This is a genomic window from Ruegeria sp. CDSB136 (assembly GCF_059610965.1).
Window position 1 is genome coordinate 1 of record NZ_JBXWOP010000010.1, and the last position, 19,739, is coordinate 19,739.

The 19,739-nt window shown below is 58.1% G+C and carries 17 protein-coding genes, 1 tRNA gene and 2 pseudogenes; 13 read left to right on the plus strand and 7 right to left on the minus strand.

The genetic code is table 11. From position 1 onward, the window contains the following. Positions 1-282: 282 nt before the first annotated feature. From AC2FIR_RS11950 to AC2FIR_RS11965, 4 genes and pseudogenes are all read right to left on the minus strand, one after another. On the minus strand, positions 283-801 hold the full coding sequence (locus AC2FIR_RS11950) for a type II toxin-antitoxin system YhaV family toxin (protein WP_496747839.1): 519 nt from the start codon (positions 799-801) through the stop codon (positions 283-285). Beyond that, positions 798-1,124: a type II toxin-antitoxin system PrlF family antitoxin gene (locus AC2FIR_RS11955; protein ID WP_496747838.1), complete on the minus strand. Its 327-nt coding sequence runs from the start codon at positions 1,122-1,124 to the stop codon at positions 798-800. Before AC2FIR_RS11955 ends, AC2FIR_RS11950 begins: the two co-directional genes overlap by 4 nt. Before the next feature lie 125 nt (positions 1,125-1,249). Further along, a pseudogene (locus tag AC2FIR_RS11960) lies at positions 1,250-1,645 on the minus strand (DUF6927 domain-containing protein); the annotation flags it as partial. Between the two features lie 68 nt (positions 1,646-1,713). Next, the gene (locus tag AC2FIR_RS11965; RefSeq protein WP_496762406.1) at positions 1,714-2,652 is read right to left on the minus strand and encodes an ArdC family protein; all 939 of its coding nucleotides are present in this window, start codon (positions 2,650-2,652) and stop codon (positions 1,714-1,716) included. Positions 2,653-3,308: 656 nt separating this feature from the next. Between AC2FIR_RS11965 and AC2FIR_RS11970 the strand changes: the two genes are divergently transcribed. Both AC2FIR_RS11970 and AC2FIR_RS11975 read left to right on the plus strand, forming a co-directional pair. Then, a complete protein-coding gene (locus AC2FIR_RS11970; protein ID WP_027264271.1) occupies positions 3,309-3,659 on the plus strand; it encodes an MbcA/ParS/Xre antitoxin family protein in 351 nt (116 codons plus the stop codon). After that, positions 3,659-4,171, plus strand: coding sequence for an RES family NAD+ phosphorylase (locus AC2FIR_RS11975; protein ID WP_496747836.1), 513 nt, complete (start codon positions 3,659-3,661; stop codon positions 4,169-4,171). The genes AC2FIR_RS11970 and AC2FIR_RS11975 overlap by 1 nt, the downstream gene beginning before the upstream one ends. A gap of 380 nt (positions 4,172-4,551) precedes the next feature. On the opposite strand, the pseudogene AC2FIR_RS11980 reads toward AC2FIR_RS11975, so the two are convergent. After that, positions 4,552-4,701: pseudogene (locus AC2FIR_RS11980) on the minus strand (nucleotide-binding protein); the annotation flags it as partial. Positions 4,702-5,047: 346 nt separating this feature from the next. Further along, a complete protein-coding gene (locus AC2FIR_RS11985; protein ID WP_281972362.1) occupies positions 5,048-5,434 on the minus strand; it encodes an XRE family transcriptional regulator in 387 nt (128 codons plus the stop codon). 124 nt (positions 5,435-5,558) lie between these two features. Between AC2FIR_RS11985 and AC2FIR_RS11990 the strand changes: the two genes are divergently transcribed. From AC2FIR_RS11990 to AC2FIR_RS12035, 10 genes are all read left to right on the plus strand, one after another. Beyond that, complete coding sequence (locus AC2FIR_RS11990; protein WP_496762411.1) at positions 5,559-7,100, plus strand: recombinase family protein; 1,542 nt, start codon at positions 5,559-5,561, stop codon at positions 7,098-7,100. Beyond that, positions 7,100-7,990, plus strand: a complete 891-nt coding sequence (locus AC2FIR_RS11995; protein WP_496762414.1) for a plasmid partitioning protein RepB C-terminal domain-containing protein — start codon at positions 7,100-7,102, stop codon at positions 7,988-7,990. Before AC2FIR_RS11990 ends, AC2FIR_RS11995 begins: the two co-directional genes overlap by 1 nt. Next, on the plus strand, positions 7,990-8,889 hold the full coding sequence (locus AC2FIR_RS12000; RefSeq protein WP_496762416.1) for a plasmid partitioning protein RepB C-terminal domain-containing protein: 900 nt from the start codon (positions 7,990-7,992) through the stop codon (positions 8,887-8,889). The genes AC2FIR_RS11995 and AC2FIR_RS12000 overlap by 1 nt, the downstream gene beginning before the upstream one ends. A 320-nt stretch (positions 8,890-9,209) precedes the next feature. Further along, positions 9,210-12,701, plus strand: a complete 3,492-nt coding sequence (locus AC2FIR_RS12005; RefSeq protein ID WP_496762418.1) for a phospholipase D family protein — start codon at positions 9,210-9,212, stop codon at positions 12,699-12,701. 139 nt (positions 12,702-12,840) lie between these two features. After that, positions 12,841-13,101, plus strand: a complete 261-nt coding sequence (locus tag AC2FIR_RS12010; RefSeq protein ID WP_496762421.1) for a hypothetical protein — start codon at positions 12,841-12,843, stop codon at positions 13,099-13,101. Positions 13,102-13,698: 597 nt separating this feature from the next. Then, positions 13,699-15,015: a site-specific DNA-methyltransferase gene (locus AC2FIR_RS12015; RefSeq protein WP_496762423.1), complete on the plus strand. Its 1,317-nt coding sequence runs from the start codon at positions 13,699-13,701 to the stop codon at positions 15,013-15,015. Further along, complete coding sequence (locus tag AC2FIR_RS12020) at positions 15,012-15,458, plus strand: DUF5681 domain-containing protein (protein ID WP_496762425.1); 447 nt, start codon at positions 15,012-15,014, stop codon at positions 15,456-15,458. The genes AC2FIR_RS12015 and AC2FIR_RS12020 overlap by 4 nt, the downstream gene beginning before the upstream one ends. Positions 15,459-15,573: 115 nt before the next feature. Continuing rightward, on the plus strand, positions 15,574-15,807 hold the full coding sequence (locus AC2FIR_RS12025) for a DUF3489 domain-containing protein (protein WP_496762427.1): 234 nt from the start codon (positions 15,574-15,576) through the stop codon (positions 15,805-15,807). After that, positions 15,804-16,214, plus strand: coding sequence for a DUF2924 domain-containing protein (locus AC2FIR_RS12030; protein WP_496762429.1), 411 nt, complete (start codon positions 15,804-15,806; stop codon positions 16,212-16,214). The genes AC2FIR_RS12025 and AC2FIR_RS12030 overlap by 4 nt, the downstream gene beginning before the upstream one ends. Continuing rightward, positions 16,211-17,893 (plus strand): recombinase family protein, encoded by a 1,683-nt coding sequence (locus AC2FIR_RS12035; RefSeq protein WP_496762432.1) that lies wholly within the window; start codon positions 16,211-16,213, stop codon positions 17,891-17,893. Before AC2FIR_RS12030 ends, AC2FIR_RS12035 begins: the two co-directional genes overlap by 4 nt. Positions 17,894-18,255: 362 nt before the next feature. Here the strand turns inward: AC2FIR_RS12035 and AC2FIR_RS12040 are convergent. Next, a tRNA-Ser gene (locus AC2FIR_RS12040) sits at positions 18,256-18,345 on the minus strand. Positions 18,346-18,548: 203 nt separating this feature from the next. On the opposite strand from AC2FIR_RS12040, the gene AC2FIR_RS12045 reads away from it, so the two are divergent. Then, the gene (locus tag AC2FIR_RS12045) at positions 18,549-19,730 is read left to right on the plus strand and encodes an SPOR domain-containing protein (protein ID WP_496746160.1); all 1,182 of its coding nucleotides are present in this window, start codon (positions 18,549-18,551) and stop codon (positions 19,728-19,730) included. Positions 19,731-19,739 lie beyond the last annotated feature (9 nt).

Here is a 19,739-nt window from a genome sequence, read left to right on the forward strand (position 1 = left end):
TTCCTTGCAGAAGATGTCTTCTGCAGTTTGCCGCAAAGCGCGACGGTTGGCTGCAGACGCCATCCACCCCATCCGCATCTTACCAGTTCGCTCCTGTTGAAGCGAACGGCAGGTGTACGGATATGGTGGGACTTCTGAGAATTTCATCGTACCAGCCATCTGGCACACCAATGTCGCCCATTTCACTCGGCTCAAAGGTGACGGGAGATTGTAACGAAGAACCACCCCCTTATGGACAGCCTTAGTGTAGGTGACCTGCCCCCCTCCGGCATTCGACCCCACTTACCGATCAGGCGCCGCTTCAAGGGACGTCTCGAACCGCTTGTCCGCCGCCGCAGCTTCTTTCAAGAGCGCGTCGAAATTGTCAGGTGGGTTGCCATCTTCCAGCATCCCTTTGAACGTCGCATAGGCATCCGTCTTGCTGCCGTAGGCGCGCAGGGTCTTGTCATCGTTCACCCAGGCCAGCACGATGACCTTGGCATCGCTGTTGAAGCGGTAGAACAACCGATACTGCTGGTAGAATTTCGCCCGGAACCAGTGCTTGCGGTGATCGCCGAGTGTACTGCCTTGCCGGAACGCCGCGGCACCCGGATCCGCCGGTATGACCTCGGTCACCAGCTTGAAGATGGCGGCCAGCCGTTTCGTGGAATTTTTCTTGTGCCAGGTCTTGGGATCGCGAGCCTTGCGCGCCTCGACCTCCAGGGTCAGCCCTTCGAGCTGGTCCAGAAAGAGCGGATGCGCATAAATCGACCATCCATTTACGACGAGGGGCGCGTGGGCGGGCACGCTATCGCCGTTCATTCATCCTCGAGCGATAGCGGCGCATCCAGATCGACGTCAACGTCTCCGACCAGTGCTACAAGACGGTCGTGCAAAGCCCCATCGAACGCCCGAATGCGGTCCGGATGCGCCTTGATATCGGCCTCGACAAAATCGAGAAAGGCGCCGAGCGCGGGATCATCCTCTTCGGCGCGCACGGGCTCGATATAGACCCTGCCACTCGGCTCGGTGCAGTAGCGAATCTGGTCGCCCTTGCCCAGCTTGAGCTGCTTGCGCACACCCGCCGGAACGGTCGTCTGATACCGGTCCGTGAGTTTCGAGACATCTTGTGCGAGCACTGTCATGGCAGTCTCCTGAAAGAATGGGGTCCTTGCTTTCTGCGATAGGTAATGCATTTGCATTGCCTTGTCAAGATAAGCCGCAGGATCTGCTGTCGCCGGGCAGGTCGATCAACGGTTCGGCGCAGGACCTAGTTTCGCCCCGCGAGATACTCCGCCAGCACCGGACTGGCTTCACTCTTCGCGGAGCGGAGCAGCTCCGAGCCGGCAAGCGTCGCTTTCGACAGGCGCACGAGCCCGCCGGTTTCCTCGATGCGGTAGCAGCGGCGTTTTTGCCGCCCGGGCCTGTAGTGGGTCGCGGTGACAATCTGGCAGGTGCTGCCATCGGTGAGCGTCACCGGTTTTGCAAGCTTGATCTTGTCGCCTTCCTCGTAGTCCGGGATCGACGCCCAGTCCTGGCAGCGCTGACGCCATGCATGGGCGTAGCTGCCTTCGTCTTTCAGCTCGGACAGTAGGGCCAACAGGCTCAGTGGCGCGCGCGACTCCTTCGGGCCAGCGCTCTCCTCCATATCCTTGTAGCCCCATGGGTCTGTCCTTTGAGAAGTTTGAAACACCCTTCTCAAAGCCTGCTTTCCCTTTGCCGACACACATCCCCTCAAGCGGCCTGGTCGACCTCCCCTGCCCTGCCCGCCTCCGACCGTGCGATCAGGTAGTCGCAGGCGCGCTGCGCGTCAGCGGCGTGCTTGAAGATGGCGCCCTTGTCCGAGCGCAGAACGCGCAGCCAATTGTAGAGATACGCTGCGTTCATCTCGAGCGTATGTGCCGTAAAGCCGAGCGTCTGGCCAAGGAACACCGAGGTCAGCTCGGCGACGATCTCTTCGCGTGCATAGGCCGTGTTGCCGAAGCGTGAGAGGCCGTAGTCGCGGTTCAGCCGATGGCGCGCCTTGGTGGCATGGGCCAGCTCATGGGCCCAGACCCCGTAGAAATTGCGCGGGTCCTGGAACCGCGTGATAGACGGCATGTAGACCTTGTCCACGGGGGGCAAATAGTACGCTTCCGTCCCCGTGAAGACGGTCGTGATGTCGATGGCGTCGAAAAACGTCTGCATGTGTGGGATGGGCTCGGCCGGTGGATGTTCGGGTGCCGGCTCCGGATCTGGGAAGAAACTGTCGGGCAGGCCCTCGATCTGGCAGGCATTGAACACGCGGTAGGATTTCTGGAAGCGGAAGATGCGGGCTTCCTCTGAGCTATCATCCCCATCGCTGCGACTATCCTCATCGGCGGCGTTCGTCCGGCTTTGTCCGTAGTAGACGACGACAGACGACTTCTCGCCCTTGCGAACCTTTGCGTCCAAGGCATTGGCCTGCGGCAACGTCATCCAGAATGGCGAGCTGTGGCCCGCCATCACCGTTCGCATCGTCAGCAGGAAGTTGTTCACGCCCTGGTAGGGTTCACCGCCCACGCGCGGGGGACGAGAGCTGCCGCCAGCGGTCCAAGGCTTGCGCCAGGGCAGGACGCCGCGCTCGATGATGCGGATGATTTCGTTTGTGATTACCTCGGAGGCATCGAATTTGGGCGTGCGGGATCGGGCCATGGCTGGCCTCCTTTCGAGTGTTGGTGAGAGAATTGGTGATCAGATTGACTGACGGGACCGCGGATCGTTGAGGATCCTCGCGCCGAGCTCTTCGACCATGTCGATGTAGGTGGTCAGCGAGACGGGCCTGCCGGCACCTGAAAGGTCAGGGTCTACAGATCCGTCCCGCGCCACCCGCGGAAGACACCTGTTTGCATGGGAATGCCCTTCATCCGGAATGGCAGACCGGAATCCGGCCCGGACCCATCTGAGGGACCCCAAAGCCCTCATCCGTCAGTCACAAAACCCGAAGTCCGCTTTTACTTTCCACCAGCCAACTAGTCTGAGGTAACTGTCAATGGCCCGACACCACTGCGGACCCCAGTGACTGCATGCAATAAGTGCCGGTTCTGGTCCAAGATCGGCAAGCCATATCGGCAAACCCGGTCCGACTGCCGCAGTCTTTGGCATATTTTCAATAACTTATCTGACGTTCTCGATCGGCAAAAAACGCGCCTACGGCGACTTCTCAAGCCCAAAAATTAGGATTTCCGACGCTCAGAGCTATAAAGCGTTACGGATTAGCATGGGAAACGAGGGCACAGTACCTCCTGACAGCTTGATTTTCAGCAATATTGCCGCTATATAACGTCAGTATCACTGTAGGAGCCTATATCATGCACATCACGAACTTTGCTGAAGCTGGGCAATTCGAACCGCGCAAGATCGCCGCGGTGCTACGCACATCAGCAGAAGAGATCGCATTGACCGTCGGCTTGGGCAAAGACGCGTTGCAGAGGCGAGCCCGCATCGGTTCGGACAAGACGCAGCGCCGTCTGCGCGAATTGGTAGAGGTGCTGAACAAAGTCGAACCGCGCTTCGGCTCGGAACTGATGGCCTATGCATGGTACCGGTCAGAGCCCCTGCCCGGCTTTGATGGCCGGACAGCCATGCAGCTGGTGCAGGAAGGCAAAGCTCAGCAAGTTCTGGAATACATCGATGCGGTCGATGCGGGCGTCTTTGCCTGATGCCGCTGAAAGATGGGCGCTACACAGGGCCACTCTATCGCGCCCTGAACCCGGTCTATGCGCGTGAACCTCTGTCCGGACGAGGCGCTGAACTGTATGGAGGGCGCTTTAACGCCAAGGGCACCCCTGCGCTCTACACCTCGCTGGATCCCGCGACCGCTCTTAGAGAAGCCAACCAGGTCGGCAGCCTGCAACCCACTATCCTCGTGTCCTACAAGGCCGACCTTGGGCCTATTTTCGATACCCGCGATCAGGACGGACTTGACCGGTATGGCGCTGTCGAGGCGATGCTTGGCGACCCTGCATGGCGCATGAAGATGCTCGATGGCCAATTGGTGCCGACACAGGAGTTAGCACGCGCTCTCATAGCAGATCGGTTTGCGGGGCTCCTGATCAAGAGTTTTGCGAAGGGTGCGTCGTCATCGGACTTCAACATCGTCCTGTGGGCCTGGGCTGACAATAAAGGTTGTTTGGAAGTGGTGGATGACGAAGAGCGGCTGTCGCGCATGTGAGTTGTGAGACTTGGTGCCTGATCTGTCCACCGCGGTGGACATTGGCCGGTTGGAGGAACACGGAATGACCGCGCAGTATCGCGTTAGTGGATTTTGGCTTCGTGGCGTTGATGCGCGTGGAGAGACCGCGCGTCATTGGACCATTTGCCGATCAGACGTCCACCGCGGTGGACACTAGGCGGATTGCATAGCAGTTTTAGACAGACGCTTGATCAAAGCCACTGGATCAAATTGGTCTTGACGTTGGCCCAAGGTGATACTGTGAAAATACGCTCCAAAGTCCCTGATGCGTTTTCCAAGTTCTAGCATGATGAAAATCGCGCATGACGCTTTCTGAGCTCCTACTGCATCCTTGGCTTTCTCGAATGTTTCTGGGTGAATGAGAGCGGAACTTGTTCTTCATATCTCAGGGCATCATAGATTGTGCCGCCTTCGGCGAACTCGAGCTCGGGCCGAAAGCCGAAAAAGGTGGTCAGACTTGCCTGCGGATCGAGATCCAAGACCAACACTCGGTAGCCTCGCAAGGCGTACCCTCCTTCACAACGCGACGGGACTCGTCCACTACGCAAATCGACGTCTCCTTCAACGAGACATCCAGACCAACATAATAGTGCATTGTCATTCCTCCTTCCGGTTTCAAACTGGTAGATCAAAAGATCCGCCAAAGCCTGAAGGACTTTATCCCAACGGTCATCAGCCGGGCGACTCGCAACCCGATTACCCCATCTCTACTAAAATGGCGGCAGACGGGAACACCCGGGGAACTCCGGGAGGTTTCCTAACTTTCTGAATTTTCTCGGTTTTGATCGAGTGAAGCGAGTTCGAATTGAACGTCGCTCTACTCAGGAGAGCCGCGCACTTGGCGCGAAACGCCGCCTACTCGTTTTCACCAACCCCTGCCTCGGAAGTTCCGAGAAGGCCGTCTAAGACCTGGAGCAACTGAAGAAGGGTCTGGCGGGTTTCGTGAAGTCCCGCCCCCATCCTCAACTCACCTCGCCCGGCCAGCGAGAGCACGGCTGCCAAAACCTCGTTCGAATTCCGCATGAGCTCGACCAGGTGTTCTCCAGCCGGACCGTGGGAGCCCGCAAGCCAGTTCTTGGCCGTTCGCTCCGAGACCCCCGTCCAGCGCATCACGATCTTGATCGCCCGATGAGATCCGCCCAGCTCCCGCTTTAACGCGGCCGCAATTGCCACTTGGTATTTTAATCGATCGACCTTCCATTCGTCGTCATCTGGAAAAGTCTTGCCCATCTTAGGAAACATTTTTCCGAACCTCCGCGTCTATGCTTCGGCCCTATGGAATCACAGGCATTCCTACCGATTTGGCAAAGGCGAAAAATGAAGGGCTCGGCACTTGAGCTGGAGGGACGGACATGACCAGAGCGCAATGGCTCCAAAGGGAGCGCCGCCTCGGCGCGCCGCGCAATACGTCCGCATGTCGACAGAGCACCAACGCTATTCGACCGAAAACCAGTCGGACGCGATCGCACATTATGCGGAGCAACGCGGTATCGAGATTGTCCGTACCTATTCGGATGAGGGCAAGAGCGGTTTAAGGATCCAGGGTCGTGACGGGCTCAAGCAGCTCATCGACGATATTCAATCCGGTCGCGCAGACTACGAGGCCGTGCTGGTGTACGACATCAGCCGTTGGGGCCGGTTCCAGGATGCGGACGAGAGCGCCTATTATGAATACATTTGTAAACGCGCCGGCATTTCCGTCATCTACTGCGCCGAGCAATTCGAGAATGATGGCAGCCCGGTCTCCACGATTGTCAAAGGCGTCAAGCGCGCCATGGCGGGAGAATACAGCCGGGAACTCTCGCAAAAGGTGTTCACCGGTCAATGTCGCCTGATCGAACTCGGCTATCGCCAAGGCGGTCCGCCCGGCTTCGGCCTGCGGCGCATGCTGATCGACGAGCATGGGGGCGCGAAAGGCATCCTGGAGCGTGGCGAGCACAAGAGCATTCAGACGGATCGCGTCACCCTTGTACCGGGACCCGCGGAAGAGATCGCTGTCGTCCAAGAGATCTTCCACACCTTCGTCGAAGATCGCAAATCCGAAACCGAAATTGCCGAGGCTCTGAATGCCCTCGGCATTCTAACAGACCTCGACCGCGCCTGGACACGCGGGACCGTGCATCAAATCCTGATCAACGAGAAATACATCGGCAACAATGTCTGGAACCGGAGTTCCTTCAAACTGAAGAAGCGGCGTGTCCAAAACGATCCCGAGATCTGGGTTCGAGCCGAAGGCGCTTTCGAGGGGATCGTCGATCCTGATCTCTTTGCCGCCGCAAACGCCATCATCAACGCGCGATCGAGCAAACTCACTGACGATGAAATGCTCGAGGGTCTGAAGGAGGTGTTCGAGGCCGAGGGTTTTCTGTCTGGTCTCGTTATCGATGAAGCCGAAGCGTTGCCATCGAGCAGCGCGTACCGATCACGGTTTGGCAGCCTGCTACGCGCCTACCAACTCGTCGGGTTTAAGCCGGATCGGGACTACAGATACATCGAGATCAATCGACGCTTGCGCGAGCTCCATCCGGACATTGTCGCCGAGACGATTGCCGGCATCGAGGCTTCGGGCGGCAAAGTGGAGCGGCATCCCCGAACAGACCTGCTCACCATCAACGGCGAATTCACCGCGTCTCTCGTCATCGTCCGCTGCAGCGAAACCAATGCGGGGTCTCTCCGGTGGAACATCCGCTTCGACATGAGCCTCAAGCCTGACATCACCATCGCTGTGCGCATGGATCAGCCGAACCAGCGTCCACTCGATTACTACCTGCTCCCAAGCCTCGACATGACCCTTCCCCGCATCCGCCTGGCCGAGCACAACGGTTTGTCGCTCGATGCGTATCGCTTTGAGACGCTCGAACCCTTGTTCGACATGGCGGTCCATGTCCCAGTACCGGAGGTGGCCTGATGCCAGACCTGCAACCCCAAGCAGCCGAATTGATCCCGATGGATCGCATCACCGTGGTGAACCCGCGCGTGAGGAATCGAAAGGCATTTCGCGAGATCGTCGACAACATTTCTGAGCTCGGTCTGAAGCGGCCAATCACCGTCGCAGCACGAAACGGCGAAGATGGTCTGCGATATGATCTCGTTTGTGGCCAAGGACGCCTCGAGGCCTTCGAGGAGCTCGGCCAAACGGAAATCCCTGCGATCGTAATAGACGCGAGCAGCGAAGACTGCCTGGTGATGAGCCTGGTGGAGAACCTGGCGCGCCGTCAGCATCGGGCCCTCGACCTTCTGCGCGATATCAAAGGGTTGAAGGAACGCGGCTACTCTGGCCCAGAAATCGCACGAAAAACCCAGCTTTCTCTCAAGTATGTCCGCGGCGTCCTTCGGCTCCTCGAGAGCGGCGAGCATAGGCTGCTCAGAGCCGTTGAGAGCGGAAAGCTTCCGGTCAGCGTTGCCGTCGATATCGCTGAAGCAAAAGATACCGAAGTGCAGGTCGTTCTGCGGCAGGCTTATGAGAACAACCAGCTGCGCGGCGGCCGGCTGATGGCTGCAAAACGCCTGGTCGAGGCACGTCAACAATACGGGAAAGGACAACCAACCGCGGATCGGACGAAGAGACGAACGCTGTCCGTAGATAGCTTGATCCGGACCTACCAAAACGACGTCGAGAAGAAACAAGTTCTTCTGCGTAAGGCGACCGCGACCCGCAACGAGCTGATGTTCATCACAGAAGCCATGCGCAAACTCCTGAATGACGAAAACTTTGTCACGCTTCTCAGGGCCGAAGGGTTGGCGACGATCCCCAAGAACCTCTCCGACCGCCTGGCCGCTCGAACAGGAGACATCTGATGACACGATCCGGACGCTCCAAATCGATCAACATGGCGTTTGAAAAAGAGCTCATTCAACTGCCGCTTAAGCAAATCTGCCCGCTCTATGCGGTACGGAAAGAAACCAAGGAGACGGTGAAATACCGCCAGGTCGTCGCTTCCATCAAGGAAGTCGGACTTGTCGAACCCCTCGTCGTGGTCCGCGACCAATCCGATCCCGAGAAATACATGCTGCTCGATGGGCACGTGCGCCTCGCAATACTGAGCGACCTCGGCGAAAAGGATGCGCCGTGTCAGATTTCGACGGACGACGAGGCCTTCACCTACAACAAACGCATCAGCCGCCTTGCCACCATTCAGGAACACAAGATGATCCTGAAGGCGCTCGAACGCGGAGTGCCCGAAGAGAGGCTGGCCCGGGCGCTCAATGTGAACGTCAAATCCTTGCAGGACAAAAAGCGACTTCTGGATGGGATCTGCCCGGAGGCAGCTGAGCTCCTTAAGGACAAACAAGTCGCGCTGACTGGGTTCCAAATCCTGAAGAAGATGAAGCCGATGCGCCAGATCGAAGCCGCGGAGCTGATGGTGACGATGAACAAGTACACCGTGAACTATGCCCGCTCACTTTTGGCGGCGACGCCGGCGAGCCAACTAAAAGACCCCGAGAAGCCCAAGGCGGTAAAGGGGATCTCACGTCAGCAGCTTGAAATGATGGAGCGCGAGTCCGCGAACCTGGAGCGAGAGTTACGCCTGGTCGAGGACACCTATGGCAGTGATCACCTCGATCTGGTTCTCGCGCGTGGCTACGTCTCCAAGCTTATCACCAATGCACGCGTCACGCGGTATCTCGAGATGTACCATTCCGAGTTTCTGCCTGAGTTCGAAAAGATCACAGAGACGGAGGCCTTGGCCTCCTGATCCAGGCAGTTCTGTCAATTTCGGCTGAACTGCATAAGGGGACCCGGACCCATTGAAGCGCGGGGAGCGCAGGAGACGCCGCACGGTGGGGCGGATCAAGTGCGGCGGTGGGGATGGCGGCGATCCCGCGCGGGACCCACCAAGCCAAGATTATCCACTTGGCCAGACTTGCGAGAATTACCTCGCATCTGAGCCGGAGCGACTGACCCGAAGGAAAGACGTTCCGGCTCAACAGTTTTTCCAGCCTGATATGAATTGTTCCGAATTCAATGGGTTGGAGGAATCATTTGAACCGCTAAACTGCTCTTGAGGTGACCGGAATGGCGCGCGAGCGAGCAGACAGTTTCATATCACGGTTTTTGTTTCGTGGTTCCAAGGAACGCGAGCAAGAGGCTGTGGCTGTTGATGTTGAGCCAACACCCCCGTCCGAAACCGTTACCCAGAATGAGCTGGTTTGGGCGACAAACGGTGAGCAATCGGTCCAAAAACTTGTTGAGCGCACTCTGAATGGATCGAACGCTCTCGTCGTGACCGGATACCAGGACTTTCTGTCCGCGATGTCGATCATACTTCGGGTTCGGCCAAGCGTTGTATCCGACCCCCCTGGAACGATTCGGATCATATTCGGCACGAATACCGACAACCAAGGCCGCCTCGACGGAAGCGGACGCGGGCTCTCGGAAGAGGCCCGTGACTATTTCCTCGAAACGCGCGGGCTTTCGCTTCGTTCCCTCGACGAGCTGCGGGCGGTCCTGGCTTACGATGCGATTGCATCCGGAGCTATCTCGCTTCGTATCTTCGATAGTGACTTAGCTCGAGAACGGTTCGGTCGCACCTATGCTATGCTTCACGCGAAGCTCTTTATCAGTGACACAGGAGCGCTCGCAGGCAGCGCCAACTTTTCGGTTGGCGGGCTAAGACGCAACCTCGAGTACGTCGACGATCTTCAAGCTTTCCCTAATCTTGCCACAACGCGTCGCGCAGCTGCCGAAGACTTCTGGACGCTTGGTACCGACTGGACTGAACAAGCACTCGAGATCCTTAGGGCACTTCTGAGGCCTGTAAGCGCCGAAGAAGCCCTCGCCCGAACAGTTCACGAAATGACATCCTTTTCGCCCTGGCGTGTCGGCGGTGACGGCGCCGCTGGGCGTTCGCCGCTGCCGTTCCAGACAGATCTCGTCTACGAGGCCGCAGGTACAGCCTACGAGCACGGGTTTGCATTTGTGGAAGCTCCGACAGGTGCAGGTAAGACAGACATCGGCAAGCACTTGGCGACAGTTTTGCCAACGATGCATTCCAGTGTTGTGCATCGACACGGTAACGAACGACCCGATCAAACGCGCAATGGTGCGCTCGGCATCATTCCGGCAAGCGTTCTCAGCAATTGGACCAAGATCAAGCCCTCCAATCTTGATCTCATTAAGCATAGCCAATTATCCCAAAAGAAAGGCGATCAAGCCGAAGAGCTGGCTGAGATCAATCGAGGCGCCCGGTCATCAGCGTCTATGATTGTGGACGAGAGCCATCGATTGAACTCCCGCTATCTCGCCCCGTCGAGACGTTCCCTCGTCTTCGAGCAAAGCCCTGCGATCTGGACGTCTTGCCTGTCAGCGACACTGATGGGAAACCAGGGCTTGGACGGATTGCTCGCCTTTCATGAACGGCGTGCGTCGATCTATGTGCCCCCCGAAATCACAGCGAGGATCAACGACAACCTCAAGCGAGGACGCGAGAGAGCATCCGAGTTGAACACACTCCGCGCTCTCAAGCAGAACTTCGAGGATCGTCAGCGGTCTGGCATGGAAGACATGTTCCTGTCTGAGGCAGACCTCGCGCAACCAATTAAGGAAGCCGAAGAACGTCTTGCGGGCAAGCAGCTCGATCCGCGCGAAATCCAGGCCGACATGGCAGACGCACTGGCGCCATATGTCATTAGACGTCAGCGCCACTGCGTCGGAGAATCTAAGAAACGTGGACCAGGTATCTATGCGTACCCTGAGATCGAAAGCATCAGGATCGACGCCGAACTCACGCCCAAGCAATCTGCCATCTTAGACGAAATCAGAAAACTGGCTGAGAGCATCTCGACGGGCACAACTCTTGTATCTGCCGACCCGAAACGAGCGGGCCACACAGAAGTCCGCTTCCATGACAAGGCGCGAATCCACATTCGGAATTTTCTGGCGATCTTGAGGTCGTCAATCACCTTCGCAAGGGAAGATTGGGAACGTAGGCGGGCCTTAGATACAGATGCGCGCGGCCGCACGTCGATTGGCGAGAGCCTTAGACGCTCAGAACGGGAAAGCCGTGGTGGGAAGACCGAAACAATCACTATCACACCGAAGAGCGGCGAGCTTCCTCTCGACAAACGAACGACGACGCCGATTTGTGACCGCATTGGTGAGTTGCTGCAAAGCCCGGAACTTGATGCAATCGATGAGCAGCGCGCCGAATATATGGCAGAGATGCTCAACCAGCATCGGCAAGTGATTTTCCTGTCTGAGCGAATTGGCGTTCTGGAGGTCTATGCACGCCTTCTGTCTTCCCGGAAGGGCCCAAAACCCGATGTGATCCTTGTGGCTGCCAATCACAAACTGGGACCTGGTACCAGCATTACCGTTGCTCGAAATGGTGCAGAAGCCCAAGAATACCTGGCTCTCGACGGCAAGAAGGCGTCCGACGACCACCGCCGAGCCATGTTCATGACCTTTCAAATGGCGGAAGGCATCAACCTCCAACGCGCACGTGCCCTAGGCATCGTCGGCGTGACCTCGGACATCAAGAGCATGCTTCAGGGACTGGGGCGGATCGACCGTATCGACAGCCCACATTCCAAGATCACCTACACCACCTTCGATCTTCCCGGGCTCGTCCTGTCGTCTGACAAAAAAGGCGGTGATCGCATCGAGTCTATCGCTCTGCTTTCGGGGGTCGGTGCGTCAGATCTTGCTGACGAGTATTTGGAATTCTCTGCCGGCGATCTGACAGACCTGATCCTGGAGCAGCACAAGAAACAGCGGCCGCTTCGCCGCAACAACCTCTACGATCTGGTTGAAGGTATGCGGCGCAAGTTGCCAGAAGATCTGCTGAGGTCCATGGAGCGCATCAAGCCTCAGAGTCTTTGGGGCGCTGAGCTGTGTCTTCTCGCTGGCAAGACACCGATGACCATCATTGCCCTTGGTGGGCGGTCACCATCGCTGGTCGAGGCATCCTATTTGCCACCACGGCTGTTGGCCGTCCGCGAGACAGGCGATCGACAAGAAATCATCCGGGATCAGCCGGAAGTGACGCGGCTGCTGCGCGAGGCCTATGGCGAAACCGTTAAGGCCGGAAAACACCAGAACCGACCGACAGAAGCCGAGCTCAGTTCTGTGATCGAAGGCCTCCAGCCGACTTTGGAAGGTCTGGCACACTGGGATATTCGTCCCGAGCGCACGGTTTCACTCTTGGAGTCTTTGGATAGGTTTCTCTCATCAGGCCCCTCGAAAAACCAAGGCTACAACAGGTTCGGGCATCTGACGCTGCCGTCTTTAGAAAAGCTGGCGGAGACCTGGGCCCAGGAGCTCGATCCCTATTGGATTGAAGCCAAGAAGGATGTCAGCCAACGCAGCGAAAAGGAAAGAGAGATCCCGGATTATCTGGGGATTGATGCGATTTATGGTTTCTTTGCGCAGCAACCCTCGAAGACGCTCTCAGAGGTTCGCACCCGAATGGAAGAGTTGCTCGACGCAGCGGAGCACGCGTCACGAAACGCAAACACGCAGATCTTGGATCGGATCGCTGTGATATTTCACGCGGCGGAGCAAACCTAGCCTGATCGTGTCTAGTGGTGAGCAAACCTTAGTCAAGGGTTGTGGAAGGGTACAAATATTTCGCCAAGAATAGGTGAGGAACTTCGGTGGAGACAATCAAGGTGTTAAGGGGCTAGAGTTCTCCCGGGTCATGGTAATCATGGACGACTCAGAAGCTCGCGGTTTCATGTTCGGCTACGGCAAGTTGCTTGGAGACAAGGATTTATCGGCGAACGACTTAAAGAATATCCGTGAGGGCAAAGACACTTCCATCGATAGGACCAGAAGGCTGCTTTATGTGACGTGCAGCCGAGCGGAAGAAAGCCTCGCTTTGGTCGCGTATTCGAGCAACCCCGGTGCAGTCAAATCTCACGTCTTGGCAAATGGGTGGTTCACTGAAGACGAAGTGGACATTGCATAGGGGATCGCTCGTCAAGTGTAAAACTCCACACTTGATCTGACGGACGATTACTGAGCGGCGCTGAGCGCGGGTTCGGGGTTGTCCGGCAGATCCGGTGTCCGGATGGTCTTCTCCACGGCGATATGCAGCGTTTCCCGGAAGGTTTGCATGGGTGTCTTGCCGTAGCAATACAGTCCTTCGTCTGGCGTGATCGTCCGTCTCTCCGCCCGTCTGTCCGTTTCCGCGTCTTTAGGAAACCGCAAACGAAAGGAGACGCACCACGAAACTCTTGACCCAATCTCAAACCGATCAGCTTCTTCGCAACGGCTAGTTACGGGCCGCCGATGAAGACGGCAGCGCAGACTTCCTGCCTGTCGTGGATTTGAGCCTACCGATTGTATTGCGTTCGTGGCCATAAGCTCGTATTCGTTTCTCCGTCAAAGATGCATGACGTCGCCTTGCCGTGGGCCGGTTGACGCCGCATCGCCGTTGGTCGCTTGCCCATGGGGTTGGGCGGCAGCGATAGGACCGAAACGCTTTGCAGGGCACGGCGTGGTTTTCCGTTCACACGGAGCCGCGCCTTTTTTGTTTGGGCGGCTCCACAGACAGGAGGCCGCCATGCGGAACCTTACAATCACCAATTTGGCCATCGACGAGATTCGGCCAAACCCGCGTAACCCACGCACTCACTCTGCAAAACAAGTCCGGCAGATCGCGGCCAGCATTAGGGAGTACGGGTTCACAAACCCAATACTGATCGACGAGGCGAACGAAATCATCGCCGGACACGGACGACTAGAAGCGGCCAAGTCAATCGAGGTCAGCGAAGTGCCCTGCATTTACCTGGCAGGTCTGACCGAGGCACAGAAAAAGGCGCTTCTCATTGCCGACAACAAACTGGCCCTCAACGCGGGCTGGGACATCGAGATCCTGCAGGAGCAGATGCTCGAATTGATCGACGACGGCTTTGAGCTCGAGATGACGGGCTTCGAGATCCCCGAGGTGAACCTGATCTTGCAGAACAGCTGGGACAAAGTTGAGTCCGATCCTCAGGACGAGAATATCCCTTCAGTTTCGGAAGATGCGCCGGCTGTGACCCGCGAAGGTGACCTATGGCTGCTTGGCCGGCATCGATTGTTCTGCGGTGATGCCCTCGAACCAGCTAGCTATCGACAACTTCTCGGGGACGAGCGGGCCGCGATGGTCTTCACCGATCCGCCCTACAACGTCCCGATCGATGGTCACGTCTGCGGTTCCGGCAAAGTCCGCCATCGGGAATTCGTGATGGCCTCTGGCGAGATGTCGGACGAGGCGTTCACCGCGTTCCTGAAGACCGTTGCTGAGAGGTTGATCGAACATTCTGCCGATGGATCCATGCATTTTCTCTGCATGGATTGGCGGCACCTTCACGAACTCCTGACCGCATGTCGTGGTCCCTATGACGAGTTCAAGAACCTTTGCGTCTGGGTGAAAGACAACGGAGGCATGGGGTCGCTCTACCGATCGCAGCACGAACTGGTGGCCGTGTTCAAAGCCGGCAAAGGCGCGCACGTCAACAATGTCGAGCTCGGCCGACACGGGCGCTATCGCACCAATGTCTGGTCCTATCCTGGCGTCAACAGCTTCGGCAAAGGGCGCATGGCGGATCTGGAGGCGCATCCGACAGTGAAGCCGGTCGCCATGGTAGCTGATGCCATCATGGATTGCTCAAGGACCGGAGATCTCATCCTCGATCCCTTCGCCGGATCGGGCACAGTTTTCCTGGCCGCCGAGCGCGCTGGTCGATGCGGCGCCGGGATCGAGATCGACCCACATTACGTCGACGTCGCGATCCAGCGCTTTGAACAGGAAACAGGTGAGACGGCCACTCTGACGGCGTCCGGCGAGGCATTCAAAGCTGTCAGGGATAAGCGGCTTGCGGAGGAAAAGGTATGAGCAAGAACACCAAAAAGCCGGATGCTGACTACGAAGTCGGTTTCTGCAAGCCGCCGAAGTCGAAGCAGTTCAAAAAGGGGGAGTCGGGCAATCCGAAGGGTCGTCCGAAAGGATCAGTCAGCCTCGCCTCTCAACTTGAGAACGCGCTCAACGAAAAAGTCGAAGTCCGGGAGGGTGATCGTGTGCGGAAAATGACCAAAGGAGAGGTCATGATCCAGAGCCTGCTGGCCCGTGCCATGAAGGGCGATCAGCGGGCTATGTCTACTCTTTTCCGGCTTATGAAAGAAACGGGTCAGACGCGACCTCCCGAGGAAGCGCCGAGGCAAGGCAAGATGGTGGCATATCCAATCCCGATGCCAACCCCTTTGCTCGAAGCACTAGCGGAAGAGTACGAGTATCCGACAGACCACACCGCACCTGACTACTTCGACATGAACAGGTGACTGGACATTGCACTGGAAGTGAGCGTCAGTGTCCTCAAGCCCGGATTGCCCTCCGGGTTCTGCTCGGTACCGGGGGCCGGCACATTGCCGGCCCTGTCTACCGAGGAGAAAGAGAATGGCAAAAGCCAAACAAACCAAGACCGACAAAGTACGTTCGATGCTCACCCGCCCGCAGGGCGCCTGTCTTGAGGCTATCTGCAAGATGACAGGGTGGCAGCCACATTCTACCCGTGCGGCTCTTAGTGGCCTGCGCAAGGAAGGCTACAAGATCGAGCGTCGGCCAGCCGGCGACGACAAAGGCGGAAGCTCGACCTACCGCATAACTGCGACGCCCGAGGCCGTTGAATGATACCGGCGCGCGATATCGAGACCATGGACCGGGCCGCGCTTCTGGCGGCTTGGTCAGAGACATTCGGATCACCCGCGCCAAAGGGGATAAGCCGTACGTTCCTGCGGCGCTTCCTCGCCTACGAGGTCCAGGTGCAGCAGTCCGGCGGCCTTCCCAAGCGCGTGGTCACGGCGCTCATGCGACCAGCCAGACAGATCCAGCTGAAAACACCTTCTCCAGCCCTCAAGCCAGGCGGACGCCTGCTGCGTGAATGGAACGGTGTGACTCATGTCGTCGATGTCACCGATGGCGGTTTTGTCTGGAAGGGCGAGACTTGGCGTTCGCTGTCTGCAATCGCACGGGAGATTACGGGGGCGCATTGGTCCGGGCCGCGGTTCTTCGGTCTGAACGGCAAGGCCAAGTCATGACCAAGCCGATGATCCGCTGCGCAATCTATACGCGGAAATCATCCGACGAGGGTCTCGATCAGGGCTTCAACTCGCTCGATGCCAAGCATGAGGCCTGCGCGGCCTACATTGCGAGTCAGCGCCATGAGGGCTGGAAGATGTTGTCCACCCGCTATGACGATGGCGGCCTCTCGGGCGGCACCCTGGAACGTCCGGCATTGCAGCGCCTGCTTGCCGATATCGATAGCGGCCGGATCGACATGGTTGTTGTCTACAAAATCGATCGGCTGACGCGCTCGCTTGCAGACTTTGCCAAACTGGTGGACCGGCTCGAGGCCGCCAGCTGCTCCTTTGTCTCGGTCACGCAAGCTTTCAACACGTCCTCATCCATGGGCCGCCTGACGCTCAATGTGTTGCTGTCTTTCGCCCAGTTCGAGCGCGAGGTTACCGCCGAACGGATCCGGGACAAGATCGCAGCCTCCAAGAAGAAAGGGCTCTGGATGGGCGGGCTGGCCCCGCTTGGCTATGACCCGCATCCCGACTCCAACCGGCGCGAACTCGTCGTCAACGCGACCGAGGCCGAGACGGTGCGCCGGCTGTTCGCGTTCTACCTCGGGCATGGCTGCCTGAATGCGACGGTTGAGGCCGCGCGAAAGGCCGGCCTCCGGTCGAAGCAACGGGTCTTCGCCAGCGGCCGCCAACAGGGCGGTGCTGTGTTCAGCCGCGGGCAGATCTATAGGATCCTGACCAATCCGGTTTATCGCGGCCTCATCCGGCACAAGGACAAGGTCTGGCCAGGCTCTCATACTGCTATCATCAGCGATGACCTTTGGGATCGGGTAGAGGACAAGCTGCAATCCGCCAGCGCGCGCCGGCGTGGAGTGGGCAAGCTCACCGGATCAAAGACCAGCGCCAGCGTCTCCGCGCCGTTGCTCGGCAAGTTCAGGGACGAGACAGGTGATCCGCTCACGCCGACGCACACCAAACGTCATGGACGGCGGCTTCGATATTACGTCTCCAACCGTCTCGTGACTGGCACGATTGATTCCTCAGGATGGCGCCTGCCAGCGCCAACATTCGAGCAGGCCGTCGCCACGGCTATCGCCGACCATCTTGAGGAACTGGCCGGCAGGCACGCCATTCTGCGGGACATAGGCGCGGACAAATCCCTCGGTGCGGTCCGCAAAGCTCAGAACCTTGCGGCATCCATTCGCGAGAGCGGAGTAGCCATCATATCGGTGAGTATCGCATCGGGCGAGGTGCGCGCTGGAAGCTTGCGCATCCGGTTCGACGAAAGCGCACTGGCCCATTTGCTCGACCTGGCGCCCACGAACATCGCTCCCGCACTGCTTGATCTGGAGACGCCGTTTACGTGCCGTCGGCGCGGCGTCGAAATTAAGATCGTCGCCGGCGAGAGACAGCCGACGCCAGATCCGGTTCTCATCCGCGCCCTTCATAACGCCCATCGCTGGGCCGCGATGTTGAAAGACGGTGTAGCGCTCAGAACCATTGCCAGTCGAGAAGGCTTTTCCGAGAGCTACGTTGCGCGGATAACACCGCTGGCCACGCTTTCGCCGCGGATCAAGGAAGCGATTGTCGCCGGCACCCAACCGCTGGAGTTGACCCTCGAAACGCTGGTTCGGACCAGACTGCCCCTCGACTGGTCCAGCCAGGAGAAACGCTTCGGCTTTGCCGCCTGAAAGCCTTCCCTGTTCGTTGTGCAGAGTTCCCTGTTCCTTTGGAAAAATTCACTGTTCGGCCTAAAGATTTCCCTGTTAATTCGAGCAGGGAAATGCGCCCTAAGGCCCTGAAGTACTGACCTTATTTGGCGCCGAAGTTCCCGAAAATGGCCTCGAACCTGGAAATTTCCCTGTAAATTGCCTGCTATCAGGGAAATCGCCAAAAACCCCACCGCCAAAACTGGGCAACAGAGACTGCGCTTGGAAATCGGCCAGGATCAGCCCTCACGGTGCGTCTCATGGGGGACCGCACAGTCGCAAACCCGCGCAATGTCGGGCAAATACCACCCAACCTTGCTGTGGGCTGTAGAGATAGGGGTCGGTGGCGGGGAGACAGGGATTCGAACCCTGGGGACGCTCTCACGCCCAACGGTTTTCAAGACCGCCGCATTCGACCACTCTGCCACCTCCCCGTCGAAAGCAGGGTCTAAGGCCAAGTTGAAACGGTGGCAAGTCAAAAGAGGGAAATCTTGCCGAAGCCCAAGCAGTGGTCTTTCCATGGCATCACGCGCGGGTTATGATCTGCTGGAAAGACCAAATAATGCCAGCAAAACAGAACTGGCAGATCGGCGTCGGGGCACGGCGAACCAAGCCCCTTCAGGCAAGGGAATACGCGATGAATCGAGCGATTGGGACACGCGCAAAACCGCTGGGATTTGCGGTTCTGGCTGTGACTCTGGGGTTACTGTCCGGCTGTGACGAGGCGTTGTTGAGTTCCGGCGCTTCGCCGGATGGGGACACAAGCGCATCGGATAACGATGGGAAAATCGAATTGCTACCGCAGGTTGCAAGCGGCTCGCAACGCGATGTCGAAGCCCCGGATGTCTTTGAAGTGACCGAAGCGGGTCTTTGGGATGGTCGTCCGTCACTGGGTGGAATATGGGTCGCACACCCAGACGCTGCACAACCTGAACGCGTTGTGATCAAGAACAAATCCAACAATAAGTCAGTGACAGGCGCCCTGTTTCGCCGCGAACGCGATTTGCCGGGCCCGGCATTGCAGGTTTCATCGGCGGCCGCTGAAAAACTCGGCCTTCTGGCTGGCGCGCCTACCAGCATCTACGTAGTGGCGCTGCGGCGCGAAACAGTTGAAGAAGCGCCCGCGGAAACGGACGAGGCACCGGCAGAGGCTGCCTCGGAAGATCAGGCTGTCGCTGACGCGACCGAGGCTTCGGAAGAAGCCAAGGAAGTTTCGGAAACCGCGAAAACGCAATCCGAAAAACCGGCCAAACGGAAGTGGTGGCAAAAGAAGGCCCCTGCCGCAGCCGCCACTGCCGGAGCAGCCGCGGCTGTCGCAACAGCCGAAACCGAGTCTGACGTTGCCGCCGAAGCCACCGAAAGCACTGCGGATGCAGCGGTTCAGGCGGCTTCGACCCCCGGACTGTCCGACGCTCCGGTGCAGGCACCCACTGAAAAGCCCGCCAAACGAAAATGGTGGCAAAAGAAAGATCCTGACGAAATAACACAGACGCCTCTGGATCCGATTGCCGGTGCAGAAGCAGCGATTGATGCGGCGAAACCTACTCCGGTGGCCGCGACAACCGGCACTGCAAAGGTTTCGTCCTTGACCAAACCCTACATCCAGATCGGCACGTACAGCGTTGAAAAGAACGCCAACAGTGCGGCAGAAAAAATCCGGCGGAACGGAATGGCAGCCGAAGTCCGGGAACTGAAAACCGCTGAAAACACGGTTTGGCGCGTCCTGGTTGGCCCTGCCATGACCCGGTCGGAACGCAAAGCCCTGCTTGGCGATGTCCGGGACCTGGGGTTCACCGACGCGTTCACCACAAGCAACTAGAATCAAGGA